Here is a 20249-nt window from a genome sequence, read left to right as displayed (position 1 = left end):
GAAGTTAATAGTAAAGTTTTGATAAACAGAGTTGTATATCAAATTTACTAAAAAAATAACTACGATGGTTTAAAATTAAAGAAAAGTATATCTTAAGATTTTCTTAGAATTGATTTATAAATGCAAGTGCATTTATTCGATCTTGATTTAACTGCTCTTTCAGTAAATCTATCGATCCAAACTTTTGTTCTTCACGAAGAAAATGCAATAAGGAAACCTCTATTTTTTTGTCATAAATATCAGCATCAAAATCAAAAAGATTCACTTCGATAGTTTGTTTTTGCCCATTTACAGTTGGATTAAACCCAATATTCATCATTCCAAAAACCTCCTTTTGATCGATAAGTGCTTTAACAGCATAAACGCCTGTTTTTGGGATCAGTTTATAATCTTCTTCAATCTCTATATTAGCCGTTGGAAAACCAATTGTTCTTCCAAGCTGCTTTCCTTTTACAATTTTACCGCTCAAAAAATAGTCGTAACCTAGATATTCATTGGCTAAATCCATTTTTCCGTCAGTAAGAGCTTTTCTAATTTTAGTAGAACTTACAGAGACATCTTGAATTTCTTGTGCTGAAATTTGTTCAACTTCGAAACCATATTCAGCACCATAAGCAATTAAATTATCAATATTTGCAGTTCGGTTTCTTCCAAAACGATGATCGTGGCCAATAATTATTTTTTGAATATGAAATTGATCTACTAAAATCGAATGCACAAATTCTTCGGCAGTTAATCTCGAAAAACTTTCGTCGAAAGGGTGAATGATTAAATTTTCGATTCCCGTCGCTTCCAAAAGTTTTGTTTTTTCAGCAATTGTGTTTAAAAGTTTTATTTCTGATTTCTCCTGTAAAACCATTCTTGGATGCGGAAAAAAGGTAAGCACCAAACTTTCGTATTTGCCATTCTCGGTATTTTGAGTAATTCGTTCCAGAATTTTTTTATGACCAATATGCACACCATCAAAAGTACCAAGAGTTAAAATTGTTTTCTTGGTCGAATGAAAATCGTTTATAGAATGAAAGAGCTTCAAAACAAATAATTTAAGATGCTGCAAATTTATACTATCTATTTTAAATTTCAGGCTAAGGCGAATTGATTTTTTTTAAGAAGATTAAGTTTCCTTTGACGACAAAAAGTGAGACTTGTCGATTAAAAAATATTAAATGTCGGTTAAAAGTAAGAATTTGATTTAATTCCTTTAATTTTGATTTCGTAAAGAACATCTTGTCATGAAAAAAACACTACTATTCTTATTTTTACTTTTTAGTTGGTCAGGATTGCAGGCTCAAAGTGATGATTTGTGGCAGAAAGTTAATACGGCCTCAACTTTAAGTAAAAAGACAGTAGTTTTAGATTCGGGTAAACAGTATTATAAATTGAATACTGGTTTTTTAACATCAAAATTGGCAAAAACAACTGAAAAATCAGCAGTAAATAATACCGCAGAAATTACAATTCCAAATCCAAACGGAGTTTTAGAGCGGTTTCAAGTTTGGGAATCCTCAAATTTTGAACCTGAATTACAAGCCAAATACCCAGAAATTAGAGCGTATCAAGGAAGAGGATTAGATGATCAATCGGCTAGAATACATTTTAGTGTTTCTGAAAGCGGAATACAAACAATGGTTTTAAGAGTAGATAAAGCTACCGAATTTATAGAAGAGAATCCAGAAAATAAAACCGAGTATGTTTTATTCACATCTAAAGATAAAACTTCAAAAGCTAAGCTGGATTGTAAAACATCAGACGAACTTATATCCAATACTAGTTTTGGTAAAACAGCAAAACCAGCAGCAAACACAAAAGTTTTCAAAACCCTGCGTTTAGCATTGTCTTGTACAGGCGAATATACAGCATATTTTGGCGGTACAAAAGCGAAAGCTTTAGAAGGAATGAATGCAACTATGACTAGAGTTAATGGGATTTTGAATAAAGATTTGGCCGTAAAGCTGGTTTTAATTGCAAATACCGACGCAGTAATTTATACAGATGCATCGACAGATCCTTATTCCGATGCAGGAACAGGAGTTAAAGGAGCTTGGAATAAAGAAGTTCAAACTACTTTAACAAGCGTAATAGGTGACAATAATTACGATATTGGACATTTGTTTGGCGCTTCTGGCGGAGGCGGAAATGCAGGTTGTATAGGCTGCGTATGTACAAATCCAACTTCTAGCGATTCTTTGGCAAAAGGAAGTGCTTATACGTCGCCAGGTGATGGAAAACCTCAAGGTGATACTTTTGATGTTGATTTTGTTGTACATGAATTTGGTCATCAATTAGGAGCAAGTCATACTTTTTCGTACGATTCTAACGAAAGAACTAACGTAAATGTAGAGCCGGGAAGTGGTTCTACAATTATGGGATATGCCGGAGTCAGCGGGGATTATGACATACAAGATAATTCAGATGATTATTTTGCCTACGTAAGTATTCTACAGATTCAAAACAATCTTGCAGGGAAAAGCTGTCCTGTCAATACAAGTTTAACAAACAATCCTCCAGTAATTGATGCTGGTCTAGATTATACCATTCCAATTAGTACTGCATTTGTTTTAAAAGGAAGCGGTTCAGATCCTGATGGAGATACGGTTACCTTCAATTGGGAGGAAAATGATAATGCGATAACAACATCAGGATCAACGAGTATTGCTTATCCAACAAAACCAGACGGACCTTTGTTTCGATCTGTAATTCCTAACAGTTCTCCTATTCGATATATGCCAAGACTGAGTTATGTTTTAGACAACAGACTTACTACAACTTGGGAATCTGTTTCTTCGATCCCGAGAACTTTAAATTTTACATTAACAGGGAGAGATAATGCTGTTTCAGATTCGGCACAAACCAATACAGATGCTATGGTAGTAAATGTAGTTTCTACTGCAGGACCATTTACCATAACTTCTCATAGTGGAATTGATGTAAGCTGGTGGCAGGGTCTAAGTGAAACTGTAACTTGGAATGTTAATAATACAAATACACTTCAGGGTTCATCACAAGTAAATATTAAATTATCTACAGATGGCGGTTTAACTTTTCCAATAGTTCTTGCGGCGAATACTCCAAATGACGGTTCTGAAACGATCACACTTCCAACAAGTGTGCCTTCATCAACTAATTGCAGAATATTGATTGAGCCGGCAGCTAATATTTATTATGCGGTAAACAGCAAACCTTTTGCGGTGGGTTATACTCCATCAACCGCTTGTGCTTCTTATAGTTTTGGAAGTTCGTTTAGTATTCCGGGCGGAACTACTTTTACAACAAAAACCGTTAATGTTCCAGCTGTAACTGGTGCAGTATCCGATGTAAATGTTTCGGTCAATGTAACACACGAAAGAATGTCAGACCTTGAAATTCAAATTGTAAGTCCGAAGGGAACTGTGGTTCGCTTGTTTAATAAATCATGTCCACGTTTAAATTCAACTTTAATTTTTCAATTTGATGATGCCGGTGCCGCTTTAGATTGCAGCAAAATAACAGAGCAAATTGTTATTCCTGTAGATCAATTAAGTATTTTTAATGGAGAAAATCCCGAAGGAAACTGGACTTTTGGAGTTCGTGATGCTGTTTCGGGAATGTTTGGAACCATTAATTCAGCTTCTGTAAATATTTGTACTCAGAGTTTTACTTTAGGACGTGATGATTTCGAAAATATTGATTTCGCACTTTATCCAAATCCAAATAAAGGCAGCTTCGCAATTCAGTTTCAAAGTCAGTCCTCATCTGGCTGTAAAGTATTTGTTCATGATATTTTAGGAAAAAAAGTTTACGAACATACTTTTGAAAACACAGGAGTTTTTAATCAAAATATTCAATTGCCAAATATTGCAGCTGGAATCTATCTGGTTACCGTTATTGATGGAAATAGAAGAACAGTCAAAAAAATAATAGTCAATTAGATGGTGATAAAATATCGATTTGAAATTTCATTTTAAGAATTTGCCATCGCTAGACAGGCAATGCTGATTTTTGCTCCTTGAATTTTTAATAAAGCTCGAGAACAAGCTTCAAGAGTTGCGCCAGTTGTGAGTACATCATCAACGATTAGAAAATGCTTATTTTTATATTCTTCTTTTAAAATCACATCAAATATATTTTCAATATTTTCCGATCGTCCTAAAAGATTCTTTTTTGACTGTGTTTTTGAATATTTCGTTCGATATAAAACGGAATCATCGTATGGTATTTCTAGACCTTCGGCCAGTGTTTTTCCAAAAGAGGCAATTTGATTATAGCCGCGCTCTTTAAACTTTTTTGGATGCAGTGGAACAGGAATAATCATATCAAAAGGTGTTTTTAATTGCAGTTCTTTTAAATCTTCAACATACCATTTCCCCAGCACTGCGCCAATTTCTTCATGACCTTTGTATTTTAGATTGTGAATGAGTTCCTGAACAATTCCTTTTTTGTTGAAGTACACAAATGCCGAAGCATGTTCAATTTCAATCTTGCCGTAAAACTTTTTTACAGCTTCATTATTTGAATCTAAACAATACTGAGTTAGAGGTATTTCATGACGACAACGAGTGCATAAAACGGTTTCGTTAGTCATTAAAACAGAGCGGCATCCGGAGCAAACTTTAGGGAAAAAGAGATCGATTATGAATTTAAACACAAATAGAAAGAATTTAGTTACAAAAATAAAGAAATTTGAACTTCAATCTTTGTAATTTTTCTTTTTTTTATAAGTACTTTTTATATTTTTGCATTACTATGGCAAAACAAGACGATTTATTTAAGAATGTGGTTTCGCACGCAAAAGAGTACGGATTTATATTTCCGTCAAGCGAAGTATACGATGGATTGAGTGCAGTGTATGATTATGCACAAAATGGTGTCGAATTAAAAAAGAATATCCGTGAATATTGGTGGAAATCAATGGTTCAAATGAATGAAAATATTGTTGGTTTAGACGCAGCAATATTAATGCATCCAACTACCTGGAAAGCTTCAGGCCACGTTGATGCTTTCAACGATCCATTAATTGATAATAAAGATTCTAAAAAAAGATATAGAGCCGATGTTTTAGTTGAAGATTATGCTGAAAAAATTAATCTAAAAGCTAAAAAAGAAATCGAAAAAGCAAAAGCTCGTTTTGGAGATGCTTTCAATGAAGAGGAATTTGTTACTACAAATGCTCGAGTAGTTGAATATTTGGCTAAAGAGAGAGAAATTAGAGAGCGTTTAGGGCGTTCTTTAGGGAATGGAGATCTTGAAGATGTAAAAGCTTTAATCGAAGAACTTGAAATTGCTGATCCTGAAACAGGTTCTAGAAACTGGACAGATGTAAAGCAGTTTAACTTAATGTTTGGAACTAAACTTGGAGCTTCTGCGGAGTCTGCAATGGATTTGTATTTACGTCCAGAAACAGCACAAGGTATTTTTGTGAACTTTTTAAATGTTCAGAAATCTGGTCGTATGAAAGTTCCTTTCGGAATCGCTCAAACTGGAAAAGCTTTTAGAAATGAAATTGTTGCAAGACAGTTTATTTTCCGTATGCGTGAATTCGAACAAATGGAAATGCAATTTTTTGTACGTCCAGGTGAGGAAATGCAATGGTACGAACATTGGAAACAAACACGTTTAAACTGGCACTTATCATTAGGATTAGGTAAAGATAATTACCGTTTTCATGATCATGAGAAATTAGCACACTATGCAAATGCTGCTGCAGATATTGAATTTAACTTTCCATTCGGATTTAAAGAATTAGAAGGAATTCATTCTCGTACAGATTTTGACTTAAAAGCACACGAACAATATTCTGGTAGAAAACTGCAATATTTTGATCCAGAATTGAATGAAAACTATGTGCCATATGTAGTAGAAACTTCAGTTGGTTTAGATCGTATGTTCTTGGCTGTTTTTGCAACATCATTACAAGAAGAAACATTAGAAGACGGTTCGTCAAGAACAGTTTTAAAATTGCCGGCAGTTCTAGCGCCAACAAAAGCAGCAGTTTTACCATTGGTTAAAAAAGATGGTTTACCAGAAATTTCAAAAAAGATTATAGAAGACCTAAAATGGGATTTCAATGTTTCTTATGATGAAAAAGATGCTGTAGGACGCCGTTATAGAAGACAAGATGCTCTTGGTACTCCATTTTGTATCACTGTAGATCATCAAACTCTTGAAGATGAAACTGTAACAATTCGTCATAGAGATACAATGAAACAAGATCGTGTGAAAATAACCGAATTAAGAGGTATTATTGAAAACGAAGTTTCAATGAAAAATTGGTTGATGAAGATGTAATCTTTAGATGCTAAATAATACAAATCCCAAATTCCTATTAAGGAGTTTGGGATTTTTTTAATTTTAAATCATGCAATTCATCGGAGATTTTTGCATTTCATCAGTATGTGTTAACATTTTGATGTAATGTATTAACAATGAAATGCTTAAAATATTGAAATTCGTATTTTTAAATGCGGATAAAATGAAAAAAAATAATTTTTTCTTAAAGTATTTATGAAACTGTTTTCTAATCTCAAATAGAAAGCGCTGGCAGGGATTAATGAAAAAGCAATATAAACTATCTTGAATAAGTATTCGTATATAATTATTGACGATGATGCTGAAAGTATTTCAAAAACCAAAACAATCGCTGAAGGTTTTTCGGAATTGTCTTTTGTGGCTTCAGCTTCTAATTATCAAGATGGCTTAAATTTGGTTTTAGAACATCGGCCGTCTATTATTTTTTTGGAAATTGAACCCAAAGATAATTCAAGTAATTTATCGCTTACTTTTATTAATGAATTGCACAGGTTTTTAGACGCCGTTCCTCATATTGTTATTACCACACTAAAAACAGAACAGGCTTTTAATGCAATCAAATTTGGTGTGTTTGATTATTTAATTAAACCAATAATACCAGTAGAGTTATTGAAAACAGTTTTAAAGCTCAATAAGATAACCGAAGATTTAAATCTAAAAGCTTTTAAACAAGAAGTTTCTACCATAATTGCCTCAGATGCAAAATCTGGTCAAATATTTGATAGACCACTTATAATCTGTATTAAATCATATGGAGATCATCGCTATATAAATGCCGATGATATTGCATACTTTCAAGCCGATAATAATTCAACAGATATTTATTTAGAATCTGGTGAAATGATAACAGCTTTTAAGACATTAAAGCATTTCGAGAACGTTTTAGTGTATCCGTTTATTCGAATTCATAACAGTTATATTATTAATCGAAATTACATTGCAAGAATTCATAGCGGACACTCAACATGTTACATAAAAAATTCCTTGAAAAAGATCCCTTTTTCAAAAACTTATAAATCAAATGTTGATTTAATTATCTCCGATTTTACTGCTGGAAATTATTTAGAAGTCTAACAATTAGACGATTACATTGATTTGATACCCATTGACTATCAATTGGGTATGTTTTACCATAAACCTGTTTTTTCGTATAAATTTTTTTTGATTACGGTGTTAGTTTTACACCATGATTCGCACTAAGCGATGAACTCCAAAAACAAATCAAATAAAAATTAAATACCTCAAATCATGAAAAAAACAGCTTTAACTTTCGGACTATTTTCTTTAGTAATGGTAGCAACTTCTTTTGCAGCACCAAAAACAGTTTCTCCTCTATTAGCTCAAAATCAGACAATAGAAAGAGATAGAGATACAGATGGTATGGGATCAACAGGAGGAAATAGAAAACATGATATTTTTATGAGTAATCAAGAATTAAAGATGAAAAATAGCCAATCAAATTTTTCTGATACGAATCAATCTTTAGGAGCAAATAAAAAACTAGATTAAGTTTTAAAATAAAAAAATATAAAAAAAAAGCTGTCAAATTTTTGGCAGCTTTTTTTTGTGTTTATAGTTTTAGTATTTTTGGTGAAATTCAAACGATATATTGAGAAAGAACTACCAAATATTACTGTTTTTATTATTGTTTTTATTCTTTCTTGGTTGTACTAAGAAAAGTAACTTAGAAAGCAATACAAGTTCTCCAGAAGATAGTCTTCCTATTTATTTATCATTAGCCAATGATATAAATTTAAGTTATGATTTTAAACAAAAATATGCTCAAAAGGCATTTTCTATTGTAGTTAATAAGAAAAATGATTCTGTCAGTAGAGTTAATTTATTTAAGATCGCTAACCGGTACTATAATATGAATGATTTAAAATCATATAAAGTAATATCGCAGTTAGTTTTAGATAGGGCAATACTTGCAAAAGATTCTGTAAATATTGCAAAGGCATATACATATCTAGGGGATTACTATGGTGGTAAAGTAATTTCGGATAGTGCTTTTAGGAATTATTTTAAAGCTCAAAAAATTTATTTACGGATTAATGATCAATATAATTTAGCTAAAACACTAATAAGTAAAGCTAGCCTTCAGTATAATGAAGCAGATTTTTTTGGGAGTGAAATATCAGTTTTTAAAGCTTTAGAGATTCTGAAAAATCAAAAAAAAGTAAATGATCAGCTTTACGAATGTTATAATTTACTTGGCATACTTTATAATGAAAGAGAAGAATACACTAAAGCATTAGAATTTCAGAATAAAGCACTGAATACTTTAAATGATAAATCTATACCATTAGATTTTCAATTAAAAGCGACCTCATTAAATAATATAGGATTTATTTACCTGCGTTTGAAAAATTTTAAGCAGGCTATATTTTATTTTGAGAAAGGATTAAAAGAAGAAAATCTGTTTCAGGAAAAAACGGTTCTTTACGCGATGTTGTTAGATAATTTAGCTTATTCCAAATTAAAATCTAAGAGATCGGATGGACTTCCTGATCAATTTTATAGATCTCTAAAGATCAGAGATAGTTTAGGGTTAAAAATGGCAATGATATCAAATCAAATTCATTTATCGGAATATTTTGCAGAAAAAAAAGATACCTTTAGAGCTATTCAGTTTTCAAAACAGGCGTTGCTTATTTCACGCTCTTCAGATAAACTCAATAATACATTACAAGCTCTAAAGCAAATTGCCGTTGTAGATCCTAAAAACGCATCAAAATATTCTAAAGAATATATTCTGCTAAATGATAAAATGCTGAAAGCGGAGCGAAATATGGGAGAAAAGTTTTCTCGTATCGAATACGAAACGAATGAAATAAAAGACCAGAATTCGAACTTACAGGAAAAGAATAAAACCTTAGTTTATGTTTTTAGCATTTGCACATTACTAGGCTTGTTTTTTTATGTCTATAAAACTCAGCAGGCAAGAAACAGAGAACTGCTTTTTAAACAGCAGCAGCAAGTGGCTAATGAGGATATTTATAATCTCATGATCTCGCAGCAAAATGAGATTGAGGCGACTCGAATTCGAGAAAAGAAAAATGTTGCTCAGGAATTGCATGATGGCGTTTTAGGACGTATGTTTGGAATTCGAATTAGTTTGGACAGTTTAGATAAAGTAGAAGAAACCCTTGCGGCGCCAAAGCGAAAAAAATACTTAGCAGAGCTGAAAAGTATTGAAGAAGATATTCGCGAAATATCGCATGATTTAAATCGAGAGAAATCTGAACTCGTTAATAATTTTGTTTTAATTTTGAATAAACTATTTGAAAGTCAAAGAAATACATACGATTCTAAATTGGTAACTTTTTTTGATTCTCAAATAAAATGGGAACTTGTAAGCAATACGGTTAAAATTAATTTGTACAGAATTGTTCAGGAAGCACTTCAAAATTGTAATAAATATGCAGATGCTGAAACGATAAAAGTCGAGTTTAAAAGTGAAATTGATTATCTCATATTGTCAATTATGGATGATGGAGTTGGATTTAATACCAGACGTAAAAAAAAGGGTATTGGTCTGCACAATATAGAATATAGAGCCGCAGAATGTAAGGGTACTGTTGCCATAAAGTCTGCCAAAGGAGAAGGAACACTTCTAGTTGTTAAAGTTCCGATAGATCAAAAAATTAACCTACATAAAAATGACATCTGATATCAATGCCCCAATTTCGGAATTAATAAAACCCAATATATTAATTGTCGATGATCATCCTTTTATTATTGAAGGATATAAGAATGCAATAACTCGCTATAACCCCAAAGAATACGAGTTTATAATTGCACAAGCACACGATTGTAAATCAGCGTACGATTTATTACAAGATGAGCATACGCCGCAGTTTGACATTGCTTTTTTAGATATCAGTATGCCGGCTTATGAAGAGAAAGATCTTTTCTCTGGCGAAGATCTTGCAAAAATGATTATTAAAAAAATGCCGCATTGTAAAATCATTTTGTTAACGATGTACACTGAATTGCTGAAAATCAAGACAATTATCAGGACAATTAATCCAAATGGGTTAGTGATAAAAAATGATTTAACCTTTGATGAATTGCTTTTTGCGTTTGATAAAGTAATGAAATGCGAAAAATATTATAGCCAATCAGTCGTAAAAATGCTAAATCAGTCACCGCATAATTCTATTGAAATTGATGAGTTTGATAAACAGATTTTATTTCACCTTTCAAAAGGTACAGAACTTTCGGAAATGCCGCAATACATTGCTATTTCTTTAAATGAAATTCAAAGGCGCAGGGTTGGCCTGCTTGAATTACTGAAAGTAAAATCAGGATCGAATGATGACTTATTAAAAGAAGCAAAGAGCAAAGGTCTCTTCTAAAAATAAAAATCCAAATTCCAATATATTTTAAGTCATTGGAATTTGGATTTTTTTATTTGATTTTTTAAAACTTATTCACTCAAAGCATCCCAGCCGCGTGCTTTTAAGGCAATTTTAGTATTAGCACGAGTTACCAAATGAATTCCTTCGCTTTCATCTGCCATATGTCCAATAATCGAAAAATTTGGATTTCCTTTAATCTTATCAAAATCATTAATGTCGATAGTGAAAAGAAGTTCGTAATCTTCACCACCATTAATTGCAACTGTAGTACTGTCGATATTAAACTCTTCACAAGTTGAAATAAATTGAGGATCTAAAGGAAGCTTGTCTTCATATAAATTACAACCTACTTTAGACTGCTTACAGATATGAATGATTTCTGAAGATAATCCGTCAGAAATGTCAATCATCGAGGTTGGTTTTATTTCTAGCGCGTGCAAAAGAGTGCGAACATCTTTGCGGGCTTCAGGTTTTAGTTGTCTTTCGACCAAATAAGTATAAGGATCTAGATCTGGCTGGCTGTTTGGGTTTACCTGGAAAACCTGTTTTTCACGTTCCAAAACTTGTAATCCCATATATGCTGCACCAATATCGCCGGTTACAACTAATAAATCTGTTTGCTTAGCGCCATTACGATATACAATTTCATCTTCATCGGCTTCGCCAATAGCAGTTATGCTGATAATTAATCCTTTTTGAGATGAGGTAGTGTCGCCACCAATTACATCTACTTTATACTCTTTTGCTGCATGCGTAATCCCTTCAAATAATTCTTCTAAGGCTTCTAGTGGAAAACGATTAGAAACGGCAACAGAAACAGTGATTTGCGTTGGTTTAGCATTCATGGCGCAAATATCAGATACATTTACCACAACAGCTTTGTATCCTAAATGTTTTAAAGGCATGTAAGCCAAATCAAAATGCACACCTTCTATTAATAAATCTGTAGAAACGACCACCTTTTTAGCCTTGAAATCAAGAACAGCAGCATCATCGCCTATACTTTTTAAAGTAGATTCTTGAGTAACATCAAAGTTCTTGGTTAAATGTTCAATCAAGCCGAACTCGCCTAATTGTGCTATACTGGTACGTTGAGGATTTTTATCTTCGATCATTTTTTTAAGTTCCAAAGTTTGTAAGGTGCAAAGGTACAAAGGTTTTTATTTATAAAGGAACAAAGTTTTTGAGGAACAATGCAACAAAGTTTTTGCCAGCAGAGGCGCACTGCAGTGCGTCTTCGCACTGTATTTTCTTGTCGATTATCAAAAAAATAAAAGAAAATGCAAAATTATTTTTTCCTGCTGACATACCGTTGTCACCGGCTCATTTTACTTTTGAAGTATAGAAATATTAAAACACTAAAATCATGAAAACATTAGAAGCACAAGTAATTACATCAGAAGAATTATTGAAACACTGGCAAGGACATCGCGCACTTACGCGTAATGTGATTGAAGCTTTTCCTGAAAAAGATTTTTTTGAATTCTCGATTGGAGGTATGCGTCCTTTTGCAAAATTAGCCGATGAACTTTTAGCTATTGCTGCACCAGCACTTAAATCGATAGTTAATCGTGATGTTCAGCCTTACACAGAAGGAACAGAAAAATTGATTTTTAAAGCACAATACCTTGAAAAATGGGACGAGGCAACAGAGGAAATTAATAAATATTGGGAAAAATTGTCGATAGAAGATTTTAATCAAAACTTTAATCTATTTGGACAATATGAATTTCCAATCATCCAGAATATTTTGTATTTTATTGATAATGAAGTGCATCACCGTGGGCAAGGTTACGTTTATTTGCGAGCTTTAAATATTGAACCTCCATTTTTCTGGGAAAGATAATCAGATTACTTTTTAATTCGTTTAACTTCAAAAATCTAAATCGGCAACTATGAGTTTAAAAAAGATAATGTCTAATTATGCAGATTATAATTTATGGGTAAATCAACAATTTGTGAATTGGCTTTCGCCTAAATCTGATGAATTGCTTTATGCTGAGGTATCTTCAAGTTTTTCAAATATCATGAAAACATTGGATCATATTTGGTCTACAGAAGAATATTGGTTTTCGATCATTTCTGAAACTTCTCCAATAGAAAAGAAAGCAGAAAATGAATTGTCGAAAGAGGAAATATTTGCGGGACTATTAAATTCATCTGCAAAGTTGAAAGATATTATTCATTCATTGTCTGAAGAAGATTTGGTTAAAGAAGTTAAAATTAGTAATCCGTGGTTTGAGTGCGAACTTCCAATTTCTGATTATTTGCTTCAAGTTATTAATCATGGAACTTATCACCGAGGGCAGATTGTTACAATGGGGCGAAATATAGGAATTACAGACGCTTCAAATACAGATTACAATTTTTACAACGTTGTTAAACAGAAATAAATAAAAAAAAAACTCCTGAAGATTTCTCTCAGGAGTTTTTTTATAAAAGTCTTAATCTGTTAATTTCTAGTAATTCTAAAGCTCTAGTTTTTAATCTTTTGGGTTCTAGAATTTCGGCATAATCACCAAACATTAAAAACCAACGCGGGAATCCGCTCTCAATGTCTTTGCACATAAACGTCATTTCTATTTTTCCATCCACTTCTCTTTCTGAAATAAAACCATGATATTTTTTTTCAGTTCCTAAATAGCGGGAGATTTTTTTGTCAATCAAGATCCTGACTTTTGTAGTTGGAATAGTTTCGTTTTTAGATAAATAACTATCCAGCGAATTGTGCTCGATCGTAAAATTAGAGTCGGTTTTCTGAATTCGCTGAATTCTATCAGTTCTAAATTGGCGATAGTCTCTTCGCAAATGACAATAACCTAAAAAGTACCAATTATTATGATCGTGAAAAACACCAACGGGTTCAATGTTTCGTTCATTAGTTTCGTCACTTTCAAAAGTTTTGTACGAAAGTAAGATTTGTTTTTTCTCGGCAATACTTTCAAAAAGAACCGCTAAAGTATTTGGAGAATTGTCGTTAAACATTGGTTCTGCAGTCTGCATTACAACTTTAGATTCAATATTAGAAAGCCAGTCTTTATCGGTACTTCGAAGAACTGATTTCAACTTATACATTGCCGATGCATAATGATTTCCAAGAGCAGGATCAGTAAACTTTTGCATTAGCTTTTCGGCAGCAATAAAACTGCTTACTTCCTCGCGTGTAAACATAACCGGCGGAAGTCTGTAGCCGTCCATTAAAGCATATCCTACACCAGCTTCACTGTAAATAGGAACTCCAGATGCTTCTAGAGTTCTAATGTCTCTATAAATAGTTCTTAAACTCACTTCAAATCGATCTGCTAATTCTTGTGCTTTTACAATCTTTTTTGATTGTAATTGAATAAGAATGGCAATAATTCGGTCAAATCTTTTTGGAGTTTCGTCGAGCATTTTTTATAGGTTCAAAGGTTCACAGGCTCAAAGTTACAAAGGTTTGATGTTTAAAGAAATAAAAAAGCTGTCCCAAATTGAGACAGCTTTTATAGGTAAATCGTAGAAACGAATTAAAATTTATACAAAAGTCCAAATTTAGGTTGATCAAAGATGTTTTCAAATAAGTTGATGTTTAATTGAAAAGTATCTGATGAAGGACCGTTTTCTGGAGAAACACTATTGTAAGATAAAATGTTAGCAAGAGTAAATGTAACCGCAATATTTTTGGTTAAAAAATAGTTTAAACCAACATTAATGTTAGCGGTTAGACTATTGCTGTCGTCAGAACCTGCGCTTGTTTCAACTTTGTTTCGTCCATAACCCAGGCCAGCTTCACCATATGCTTTAAAGCGTTTCTTATCCAATTCAAGCACATAATATCTTGCAAATCCTCCAATACCAAATATGTTTGTTTTAGTATTTGTTGATTCATATTTGTTACTTGAATAATTTAATTGCCCTCCAACAGCAAATTTGTTACTAAGAAAGTATCCAAATTTAGGATTGAAAGCATAGTAATCCTGATCGCCGCCAGTGCTAATTTGTATAGAACCTTCTACAAACATATCCCCATGTGCGAAAGTGATTCCTTTTGCAGTTTTCATTTCTGACTCAACTTCTTCCTGTTGAGCATTGACGAATGAGAAAGTTAACATCGATAAAATAATAAAAAATTTAGTTTTCATAATTATCTGGTTTTAAAGTTGTAAGATTACAAGTTATAATTTTTGTGTTAAATTCTGTGTTAATTTCGATGAACTACATCAAAATCCTGCGAAGGGTGTTAATATTTTTATTTTTGTAGCTTTTTACTTATATTCATTTAGGTTAGATCTAATTGCTTTTTTGTAATGAATTGATTATTAGTTTTTAATGATAACTTTGCTATAAAAGAAAAACCCGATAACATAAGTCATCGGGTTTTTATATTCTATTTTCTTTCTTCTAAACTAAAAAATCTAGTCGTTAAGTTTTAAAACAGCCATAAACGCTTCTTGTGGAATCTCAACGTTTCCTACTTGACGCATACGTTTTTTACCTTTTTTCTGTTTTTCAAGAAGTTTACGCTTACGCGAAATATCTCCACCGTAACATTTTGCAGTAACGTCTTTACGAAGTGCTTTAATGGTTTCACGAGCGATGATTTTAGCTCCAATTGCAGCCTGAATCGGAATATCAAACTGTTGTCTCGGAATCAGCTCACGTAATTTTTCGGTCATTTTCTTACCAATATTGTAAGCATTGTCTTCGTGAATCAAAGCAGAAAGAGCATCAACCGTTTGCGCATTTAAAAGTACATCAAGTTTTACCAATTTCGAAGTTCTCATTCCAATAGGAGAATAATCAAAAGAAGCATAACCTTTAGAAACTGTTTTTAAACGATCGTAAAAATCAAATACGATTTCGGCAAGAGGCATATCAAAATTCAATTCAACACGTTCAGTTGTCAAATACGTTTGATTGGTAATTTGACCGCGTTTTTCGATACATAAACTCATTACGTTACCTACGAAATCAGCTTTTGTAATGATAGTTGCTTTAATATATGGTTCTTCAACTCTGTCTAAACGAGATGGTTCAGGTAAGTCTGAAGGATTATTTACCACAAATGCAGTTTCAGGATCTTTTTTGGTATAAGCTAAATACGAAACGTTAGGAACCGTAGTAATTACAGTCATATCGAACTCACGTTCTAAACGTTCCTGGATAATTTCCATGTGAAGCATTCCTAAGAATCCGCAACGGAAACCAAAACCTAATGCCGCAGAGCTTTCAGGAGTAAAAACTAACGAAGCATCATTCAATTGCAATTTCTCCATAGAAGAACGCAAATCTTCGTAATCTTCAGTATCAACAGGATAAATTCCCGCAAATACCATTGGTTTTACATCCTCAAAACCAGTAATCATATTAGTCGTCGGCGTTTTAGCATCAGTTAGAGTATCTCCAACTTTTACTTCTTTGGCTTCTTTAATTCCAGAAATTAAATAACCAACATCACCTGAAGAAATTACATTTTTAGGAACTTGATTTAATTTTAAAGTTCCAATTTCGTCAGCAAAATATTCATTGCCGGTAGCCATGAATTTAATTTTCTGCCCTTTTCTAATTTCACCATTTACAACTCTAAAGATAACTTCGATTCCACGAAACGGATTATATACCGAGTCAAAAATCAAAGCTTGTAAAGGCTCGTCAGGATTTCCTTTTGGAGCTGGAATTTTTTCGATAATTGCTGCTAAGATATTCTCAACACCAAAACCAGTTTTTCCAGAAGCATGAATAATATCTTCTAACTTACATCCTAACAAATCGATAATATCATCACTTACTTCTTCAGGATTTGCACTTGGTAAATCTACTTTGTTTAAAACCGGAATAATTTCTAAGTCATTTTCTAATGCTAAGTATAAATTAGAAATAGTTTGTGCTTGAATACTTTGCGCAGCATCAACAATTAAAAGTGCACCTTCGCAGGCAGCAATTGAACGTGAAACTTCGTATGAGAAATCGACGTGTCCAGGAGTGTCAATCAAATTCAAAATGTATTCTTCACCTTTGTAAGTGTATTCCATTTGAATAGCGTGACTTTTTATGGTAATACCACGTTCACGCTCCAGATCCATGTTGTCAAGCAATTGAGCTTTTTCTTCACGGGCTGTAACGGTTTGAGTAGCACCCAATAATCTATCTGCCAGTGTACTTTTACCGTGGTCAATGTGTGCAATAATGCAAAAATTACGAATCTTCTTCATTGTAATATATAAGTTCTCTAATCGAGTTTAAGTATTTCTTTTAATGTAAATTGCGCTCTAACAATTGCTTTAGCGCATGATACTAAGCCGCAAAGATAGCGCAAAGTTTTGGATTCTGGAATTCAGAAGTCCGATAGTTAAAATCTAAGATTTAAAAAGTGCCTTAAAATTCGAAATTAAACCCTTTTTGAGTTAATTTCTTGTAGATTTCGTCATCAAATTTATAAAGTTTTGCAGCTCTATGCGAAACATCTTGTTCTTTTTCATCGAGTTCAAGCAGTAACTTCATGTGAAGAATTTTTCTTCTAAAATTTGACTTCTCTAATTCAACACCTAGTATTTCTTCATAAAGATGCATCAACTGCAATAAAGTAAATTTTTCAGGAAGAAGATTAAAACCAATAGGAGCGTGGCGAACTCTATTACGGAGATGCTGCAAACTGTAGGATAAGATTTCATTATGATCGTAGATCAAATCAGGAATGCTGTTTATTTTGTACCATTTTGCATCAGATGCCGTGAAGCCAACTTTAATATTATAGTCTTCCCTTTTTACAAGAGCATAATATCCTATCGTAAAACGCGTCGAAGCGGAAAACGATCTGGATCACCAAAGGCTTTTAATTGCTCTAAATAAATGTTATCAAGACCTGTAAGTTCACTCAATAAACGTTGAGCAGCATTATCTGTGCTTTCGTTTTTATGAATCCATCCGCCGGGAAGTCCCCATTTTCCTTTACTGATTCCTTCGGCATGTTGTACTAAAAGCACTTCTAGACTTCCTTCTTCAAAACCAAACACAACACAGTCAATTGTAATTGCTTTCATTGCATTTTGTTCGCTTTTGGGAACAGAGCAGGTTTCTACGTTTTTATTCATTTTTGAAGTAAATTTTTACAAATTAAATAAATAAAAAGCAAAACTCTTCTTGTTGATCATTTAATATTTTTAATAATTTAAAAATATGACAATCAATGATTTAAAATAGTCGAGAAAAGGAAATTAAAGCAGTAACTTGATTATTGAGGTGATGTATGGTTGTTTTTTGAGGAATTATCTGACTGATTGTCTTTGAAATTCTCGTACCATTTCTCGATTGACGGATACACAAAAGCGGCCACTTTTTTTACGGGATTATAAAAAATAGACTTGTCCAGAGTTTCTTTTTTAGCAAAAGTATTGTTGAAGTTGATTTTTTCAAATAAGGCAATGAAAATGCTTAAAATAAGAATTGATTTTAAAACCCTGAAAAATCCTCCGCCTAATTTATTTGCCCATCCTAAAAAAGCAAAATCAGCAATTCCGGTAAGGATTTTGGCTAAGAAATAAACGCCGATTACAACTAAAATAAAAGTTAGTATAAAAGCTGTGATTTGAATTGTACTGGGATTCCACGATACATGTTTGCTGATTATATCTTTCATTAAAGAAGAAAATTTAATCGCTAAATAAATTCCTAATAATAACGAAATAAAAGAGGCAACTTCTACAAAAAGCCCATTTTTAATGCCTTTGTATAAACTAAAACCTAAAAGTGCACCAACAATAATATCAAAAAAACTCATGTTTTCTGTGGATTTAATAAAGGCGCAAATATAGATCTTTTTTTTAGGTTCAAAGAAGCAAAGCTTCAAAGGAACAAAGTTTTTAATTTTTGAAATCTTCAGATATACCTGCGTTTTAATCCTGTAAAACGGAAGTTTTGGTTTTTTGAGGTCTTTGGATTTGAAGTTCCTATCTTTGCAATAATAATTTTAGAGCTATGATTGTAGAATTTAAGTTTAAATAATCTTTAAATCATTCTTCAGTCTAAAATTAAAATCTAAAAGAACAAATAAAAATGTCAAGAGATACACAACTAAAAGAGCGCTGGGAAAAGCTCGTCGATATACTTTCAAATCAATTTTCGCAAGGCGAAGACTTAGATTTAGATGCAATTATTTATTTAATTGGAGTTCAGGAACTCGGAAAAGTTCATCGAGAGTTCAAGAAAGATGAAAAATTAAATTTGATGCACATTGCAATCTGCAGATTATTGGAGCCTTATGGGTTTTATGAATTTGATTTTTTTGATGGAGAAGGCTGGCCGCATTACAAAGTAAAAGAGCAATTACCAGCTTTAAAAGCTGGTGAACAATCAGTTTTAATGAAAGAAGCAATCGTTAATTATTTCTTAGAAAGAGAAGTAATAGAATAGAAATTTTATCCCGATGCTTCGGGATTAGATTACAAGTTTTAGATTTGAGATTAGAAATATGATAGAAGTTTCGAAAATACTTCAAATATCTCACTCTTAACATCTCACTTTTTTACTAAATTTGTATTCTCAATTATTGAAGGAAAATGATAGACAAGATAAAAGAACATATAGAGGAAGCAAAAGCCTTTAATGATAAAAATAAAGAATCCTTAGAGCAATTCCGTATTAAATATTTAGGCAGTAAAGGATTGTTGAAAGAACTTTTTACAGAGTTCAAGAACATTCCAAACGACCAGAAAAAAGACTTTGGACAGGTAATTAATACACTAAAAGCTGTTGCTGAAGAGAAAGTTCGCGTTATTCAGGAAGAACTGGAAAGCAAACAAGAAACAAAAGGAGTTTTTGGTGATTTAACACGTGCAGCAGAGCCGGTAATTATTGGTTCTCGCCACCCGATTTCAATCGTTAAAAATCAGATTATTGATATTTTTGCCAATATTGGATTCAATGTTTCCGAAGGTCCGGAAATAGAAGACGATTGGCATAATTTTACAGCATTGAACTTGCCAGAATATCATCCAGCGCGTGATATGCAGGATACATTTTTTATCCAGACAAATCCAGATGTGTTATTGCGTACGCATACATCATCTGTTCAGGTGCGTTATATGGAAAATCATAAACCGCCAATTCGTACAATTTCTCCAGGACGTGTTTTTCGTAACGAAGCAATTTCGTCTCGTTCGCACTGTATTTTTCATCAGGTAGAAGGATTGTACATTGATAAAGATGTTTCTTTTGCAGATTTGAAACAAACATTACTTTATTTTACAAAAGAAATGTTCGGAAAATCTAAGATTCGTCTTCGTCCGTCATATTTCCCATTTACAGAACCAAGTGCTGAAATCGATATCTATTGGGGTTTAAAAACCGAAACTGATTATCGTATTACAAAAGGTACTGGATGGTTAGAAATTGGAGGATGCGGGATGGTAGATCCTAATGTTTTGAAAAATTGTGATATAAATCCAGATGAATATAACGGTTTTGCATTTGGAATGGGAGTAGAGCGTATTGCAATGCTTTTATACCAAATTGGCGATATCCGTATGTTTTATGAAAACGATGTTCGTTTCTTAGAGCAATTCAAAGCAAATATTTAATTTAAATTTAAAAGTCATAAAGTCGAAAGTTAAAAGTCACAAAGTA

General features: G+C 32.6%; 17 protein-coding genes and 1 pseudogene. 10 read left to right on the top strand and 8 right to left on the bottom strand.

Going from position 1 to position 20249, the window contains the following annotated elements:
• Positions 1–103: 103 nt before the first annotated feature.
• The gene (locus B0A81_RS05915) at positions 104–1033 is read right to left on the bottom strand and encodes a bifunctional riboflavin kinase/FAD synthetase (protein WP_089057159.1); all 930 of its coding nucleotides are present in this window, start codon (positions 1031–1033) and stop codon (positions 104–106) included.
• Between the two features lie 199 nt (positions 1034–1232).
• On the opposite strand from B0A81_RS05915, the gene B0A81_RS05910 reads away from it, so the two are divergent.
• Positions 1233–3908, top strand: coding sequence for a zinc-dependent metalloprotease (locus B0A81_RS05910; RefSeq protein ID WP_089057158.1), 2676 nt, complete (start codon positions 1233–1235; stop codon positions 3906–3908).
• 32 nt (positions 3909–3940) lie between these two features.
• Here the strand turns inward: B0A81_RS05910 and B0A81_RS05905 are convergent, their stop codons facing one another.
• Positions 3941–4561, bottom strand: a complete 621-nt coding sequence (locus B0A81_RS05905) for a ComF family protein (RefSeq protein ID WP_089057157.1) — start codon at positions 4559–4561, stop codon at positions 3941–3943.
• A gap of 161 nt (positions 4562–4722) precedes the next feature.
• Between B0A81_RS05905 and B0A81_RS05900 the strand changes: the two genes are divergently transcribed.
• The 5 genes from B0A81_RS05900 to B0A81_RS05880 all read left to right on the top strand — a co-directional run bounded on the left by B0A81_RS05900 (position 4723) and on the right by B0A81_RS05880 (position 10646).
• Positions 4723–6264 carry a glycine--tRNA ligase gene (locus tag B0A81_RS05900; protein WP_089057156.1) on the top strand — a complete coding sequence of 514 codons (1542 nt, stop codon included), beginning with the start codon at positions 4723–4725 and terminating at the stop codon, positions 6262–6264.
• 285 nt (positions 6265–6549) lie between these two features.
• Positions 6550–7359: a LytR/AlgR family response regulator transcription factor gene (locus tag B0A81_RS05895; RefSeq protein ID WP_089057155.1), complete on the top strand. Its 810-nt coding sequence runs from the start codon at positions 6550–6552 to the stop codon at positions 7357–7359.
• A gap of 174 nt (positions 7360–7533) precedes the next feature.
• A complete protein-coding gene (locus tag B0A81_RS05890) occupies positions 7534–7794 on the top strand; it encodes a hypothetical protein (protein WP_089057154.1) in 261 nt (86 codons plus the stop codon).
• A gap of 100 nt (positions 7795–7894) precedes the next feature.
• Positions 7895–9958, top strand: coding sequence for an ATP-binding protein (locus B0A81_RS05885; protein ID WP_089057153.1), 2064 nt, complete (start codon positions 7895–7897; stop codon positions 9956–9958).
• Complete coding sequence (locus B0A81_RS05880) at positions 9948–10646, top strand: response regulator (protein ID WP_089057152.1); 699 nt, start codon at positions 9948–9950, stop codon at positions 10644–10646. The genes B0A81_RS05885 and B0A81_RS05880 overlap by 11 nt, the downstream gene beginning before the upstream one ends.
• Positions 10647–10717: 71 nt before the next feature.
• Here the strand turns inward: B0A81_RS05880 and thiL are convergent, their stop codons facing one another.
• Positions 10718–11764 (bottom strand): thiamine-phosphate kinase, encoded by a 1047-nt coding sequence (thiL, locus tag B0A81_RS05875; RefSeq protein WP_089053341.1) that lies wholly within the window; start codon positions 11762–11764, stop codon positions 10718–10720.
• A 251-nt stretch (positions 11765–12015) separates the two neighbouring features.
• On the opposite strand from thiL, the gene B0A81_RS05870 reads away from it, so the two are divergent.
• Together B0A81_RS05870 and B0A81_RS05865 are read left to right on the top strand one after the other, a co-directional pair.
• Entirely contained in the window at positions 12016–12495 is a 480-nt protein-coding gene (locus tag B0A81_RS05870; RefSeq protein ID WP_089057151.1) for a DinB family protein, read from the top strand.
• Between the two features lie 49 nt (positions 12496–12544).
• Entirely contained in the window at positions 12545–13042 is a 498-nt protein-coding gene (locus tag B0A81_RS05865; protein ID WP_089057150.1) for a DinB family protein, read from the top strand.
• Positions 13043–13082: 40 nt separating this feature from the next.
• Here B0A81_RS05865 and B0A81_RS05860 read toward each other — a convergent pair whose 3' ends face one another.
• From B0A81_RS05860 to B0A81_RS05840, 5 genes and pseudogenes are all read right to left on the bottom strand, one after another.
• Positions 13083–14042 (bottom strand): helix-turn-helix transcriptional regulator, encoded by a 960-nt coding sequence (locus B0A81_RS05860; RefSeq protein WP_089057149.1) that lies wholly within the window; start codon positions 14040–14042, stop codon positions 13083–13085.
• 113 nt (positions 14043–14155) lie between these two features.
• Positions 14156–14770: an outer membrane beta-barrel protein gene (locus tag B0A81_RS05855; RefSeq protein ID WP_089057148.1), complete on the bottom strand. Its 615-nt coding sequence runs from the start codon at positions 14768–14770 to the stop codon at positions 14156–14158.
• A 273-nt stretch (positions 14771–15043) separates the two neighbouring features.
• Positions 15044–16840: a translation elongation factor 4 gene (lepA, locus tag B0A81_RS05850; protein ID WP_089057147.1), complete on the bottom strand. Its 1797-nt coding sequence runs from the start codon at positions 16838–16840 to the stop codon at positions 15044–15046.
• Between the two features lie 163 nt (positions 16841–17003).
• Positions 17004–17719 (bottom strand): annotated as a pseudogene (locus tag B0A81_RS05845) (NUDIX hydrolase).
• A gap of 140 nt (positions 17720–17859) precedes the next feature.
• The gene (locus B0A81_RS05840) at positions 17860–18405 is read right to left on the bottom strand and encodes a CvpA family protein (protein WP_089057146.1); all 546 of its coding nucleotides are present in this window, start codon (positions 18403–18405) and stop codon (positions 17860–17862) included.
• Positions 18406–18680: 275 nt separating this feature from the next.
• Here B0A81_RS05840 and B0A81_RS05835 point away from each other — a divergent pair, with 275 nt between their 5' ends.
• Both B0A81_RS05835 and B0A81_RS05830 read left to right on the top strand, forming a co-directional pair.
• On the top strand, positions 18681–19037 hold the full coding sequence (locus tag B0A81_RS05835) for a hypothetical protein (protein WP_089057145.1): 357 nt from the start codon (positions 18681–18683) through the stop codon (positions 19035–19037).
• Between the two features lie 146 nt (positions 19038–19183).
• Positions 19184–20203 carry a phenylalanine--tRNA ligase subunit alpha gene (locus B0A81_RS05830; protein ID WP_089053332.1) on the top strand — a complete coding sequence of 340 codons (1020 nt, stop codon included), beginning with the start codon at positions 19184–19186 and terminating at the stop codon, positions 20201–20203.
• The last annotated feature ends 46 nt before the right edge of the window (positions 20204–20249 follow it).

The organism is Flavobacterium plurextorum (genome assembly GCF_002217395.1).
GTDB lineage: Bacteria > Bacteroidota > Bacteroidia > Flavobacteriales > Flavobacteriaceae > Flavobacterium > Flavobacterium plurextorum.
Note: the sequence above shows the minus strand (reverse complement) of the source record. Positions and strands in the feature narration are given on the sequence as shown.

Coding starts and splice junctions, on each gene's coding strand:
- B0A81_RS05910 (WP_089057158.1), top strand. CDS start 1,233: ATGAAAAAAACACTACTATTCTTATTTTTACTTTTTAGTTGGTCAGGA.
- B0A81_RS05905 (WP_089057157.1), bottom strand. CDS start 4,561: ATGACTAACGAAACCGTTTTATGCACTCGTTGTCGTCATGAAATACCT.
- B0A81_RS05900 (WP_089057156.1), top strand. CDS start 4,723: ATGGCAAAACAAGACGATTTATTTAAGAATGTGGTTTCGCACGCAAAA.
- B0A81_RS05890 (WP_089057154.1), top strand. CDS start 7,534: ATGAAAAAAACAGCTTTAACTTTCGGACTATTTTCTTTAGTAATGGTA.
- B0A81_RS05880 (WP_089057152.1), top strand. CDS start 9,948: ATGACATCTGATATCAATGCCCCAATTTCGGAATTAATAAAACCCAAT.
- thiL (WP_089053341.1), bottom strand. CDS start 11,764: ATGATCGAAGATAAAAATCCTCAACGTACCAGTATAGCACAATTAGGC.
- B0A81_RS05870 (WP_089057151.1), top strand. CDS start 12,016: ATGAAAACATTAGAAGCACAAGTAATTACATCAGAAGAATTATTGAAA.
- B0A81_RS05865 (WP_089057150.1), top strand. CDS start 12,545: ATGAGTTTAAAAAAGATAATGTCTAATTATGCAGATTATAATTTATGG.
- B0A81_RS05860 (WP_089057149.1), bottom strand. CDS start 14,042: ATGCTCGACGAAACTCCAAAAAGATTTGACCGAATTATTGCCATTCTT.
- B0A81_RS05855 (WP_089057148.1), bottom strand. CDS start 14,770: ATGAAAACTAAATTTTTTATTATTTTATCGATGTTAACTTTCTCATTC.
- lepA (WP_089057147.1), bottom strand. CDS start 16,840: ATGAAGAAGATTCGTAATTTTTGCATTATTGCACACATTGACCACGGT.
- B0A81_RS05840 (WP_089057146.1), bottom strand. CDS start 18,405: ATGAGTTTTTTTGATATTATTGTTGGTGCACTTTTAGGTTTTAGTTTA.
- B0A81_RS05835 (WP_089057145.1), top strand. CDS start 18,681: ATGTCAAGAGATACACAACTAAAAGAGCGCTGGGAAAAGCTCGTCGAT.
- B0A81_RS05830 (WP_089053332.1), top strand. CDS start 19,184: ATGATAGACAAGATAAAAGAACATATAGAGGAAGCAAAAGCCTTTAAT.